The 2,326-nt window shown below is 62.6% G+C and carries 2 protein-coding genes; both read right to left on the bottom strand.

The features are described 5' to 3' along the window. A partial coding sequence (locus tag ACE3OH_RS21720; RefSeq protein ID WP_374358216.1) for a CRISPR-associated endonuclease Cas3'' occupies positions 1-1,274 on the bottom strand: 1,274 nt, incomplete at its 3' end. Then, complete coding sequence (gene cas1f / locus ACE3OH_RS21715) at positions 1,271-2,281, bottom strand: type I-F CRISPR-associated endonuclease Cas1f (RefSeq protein WP_374358213.1); 1,011 nt, start codon at positions 2,279-2,281, stop codon at positions 1,271-1,273. The genes cas1f and ACE3OH_RS21720, both read right to left, overlap by 4 nt. Positions 2,282-2,326 lie beyond the last annotated feature (45 nt).

Raw genomic sequence — 2,326 nt, 5'->3', positions numbered from 1 at the left:
AGGGAGCGCGCGACCAGCGTAGCGTGGGCCTGTACGCCTAGCAGATGTTCATCCAGGGTCTGGTTGAATAGTGGACCCTGGCGCTTGTCGGTCGAGTTCGGGCGGCTCTCGTTGTGGTGGCTTTTGCTTCGCGTGTTGGCGTAGAGCGGGTAGTCATTACTGCGGTAGGGCTGACGCCGGGCTTCGTCTTCGATGCTGGAGTAGTGATGATCGGCCAGCATCAGGCACAGCCGCGAGACATGCATGGCGAAGGGGTCGTGCGGCACCCTGCCGTGGATTGCTGCACGCGGCAGCGCCAACAGCTTGTGGGCGTAGCGCGCGGCTTGTTTGCGCCACACGCTGGTGGCAACTGGCAACCCGTGCGGAAAGTGCCAGTGGGCTCGTACCGTGGTGTGGCTGGCATCCTCGCGCGGTTCGTTCCAGTCTGCACTGATGCGGGCCAGTACATCGTCCAGTTCGTTGGCATTGAGAAAGCTCGGGCGCGAGCCAAAACGGCGCCATTTAGAGCGAGAGGAGGCCTGGCCTTCGTCGCGGTTGTCGTCGGATTGTTCGACGGGCCGACACGGCAAGCGGTGGTGTGTGAAAACCAGCCAGGCGACGGCTTGCGCCAGCGGTGCTTGGGACAAGGCGGGAAAGGGCAGGTGCCGGGCTGCGCGCGGCTCGTCGATGCCGTCTCGAAGCAGGCGCCCGCTGGAGTGATCCAGCCACATCGCCTCCCACGCCTGGGCATCGGTATCCGCGCTCGCACAGGCGGCCAGCCGCTGCAGCCAGCCGGCATCCGTGTCCCGCCCCACAAACGCCTGGAACAGCCGCACCGACACCCATTCATGGCGGTAATGGTTGCGTTCTCGCATGCCGGGATTCTTGAGCTTGTCCTGAAACGCCTGTGTCGCCTTGCCCAAGTCATGCAACAGGGCGGCTATTGCTGTAAGGGCGGTCATGAGCGGCAGGTGGTGCCAGGCGTTCTCATCAACTACGCGCAGCACGTTGCGGGTGGTGGTGTTGGTAGGCACCGCGCCCTGATCGTTGAACTGGCGCCGGTCGCCCACGACCCACAGCAATTCAGTTTGCCCGGCCCCTCTGATCCAGTGACAAGCCACGGCGCTGTTCTTGCGAGCGGTTTTGCGCAGTAGCTTGTGCACGGTTTCCAGGCCGTCTTGGGTGATGGGGGTCTGCCAGGTGCGGTCGCCGCGTCGCTCGGCAAACTGATCCAGAATACGTCGGGTTTCCGTCAGTGCACGTTTGTCGCACTGCGACACGAACAGCACGTTCATGTTGCATGCCTTATGTCGGCCGGTGCGTCGACCCGTGCCTGACGGCCAAAGGACTCCGCCACAGCCTTGACGGTATCGATCATGAAGTCGAGCGCTTCGCTCTGAGTCAGGGTGTCAGTGCAAGCCTGCCGGAACTCCTGCTCACTGTGGCCACGCACGGCGGAGGTGAAAGCCTGGGGGAGAATGATGGCGTCCTTGACCAGATCGGCCACGTCAAAAACCAGACCCCCGCGGCGCGTCTTCCCGTGCAACACAGCCAGCCCGTGCGGAATACCCAGGACCCAGGTGGCTGTGGCTGCCAGTCCGTACGCCAGGTAGTTGCCGTGATCCAGGAACTGATTGGCGGCATCGGTGCTGTCGCCGCGCTTGGAGCGCGTGAATTCGCCATAGGCTGTTGCCTGGGCGGCGAGCCGGTAAAGTGTTTTGGTAAGGCGGGCTTCAATGGTCAGCAAGGCGGTGGCGTCTGCGGCTGACGCCACCTGCGATGAAGCGGTGATCAAGGCCTCTTCCAGCTGAGCAAGGTCTGGCAGAAAGCGTCGATCCTCGCGCCGCGTGACGTTGGACCAGTGTCGCCGTAGGCGAGTCAGACGGGCCTGCTGAAAGGCCTTGGCAGCGCCTAACCGCAGCCCGTCGTCAAACCAGAAACGTGTCCAGTGCTGCAGGTACTCGGTAGGGCGGTATTCGCTTTGACCGGCGATCCAGGTTACATCCAGCACCTGTTCCGTGCCCGCAAACAACGGGGTCCCGCCGCCCCCGCAAAAACCAATCATGACGCCGGCTTTGGCCAGCTCGCGCACGGCCGCCTGGGTGATGGAGGTGCCCGTGCCAAGGAGCACGGTGGTGGTGTTGGCAATCGGGATGTTCCAGTAGAGCGACTGTTTGCCTTGGTCGGTCACGTACTCCACGCGACCACCATTGACTAGGAGCCTGCAATGCTCCAGGTAATAGATATTCGCGCGCTTGGAGTGCAGGATGGTCTTGAGATCACCAGCGGATATGGCGTCCAATTTGCTTCCCTGAGTTTGTTTTCACAAGGGTAGCAAAGTACGTCG

Source organism: Chitinimonas sp., from assembly GCF_041904975.1.
Lineage (GTDB): Bacteria > Pseudomonadota > Gammaproteobacteria > Burkholderiales > Chitinimonadaceae > Chitinimonas.
This window is presented reverse-complemented; position numbering and strand designations above follow the sequence as displayed.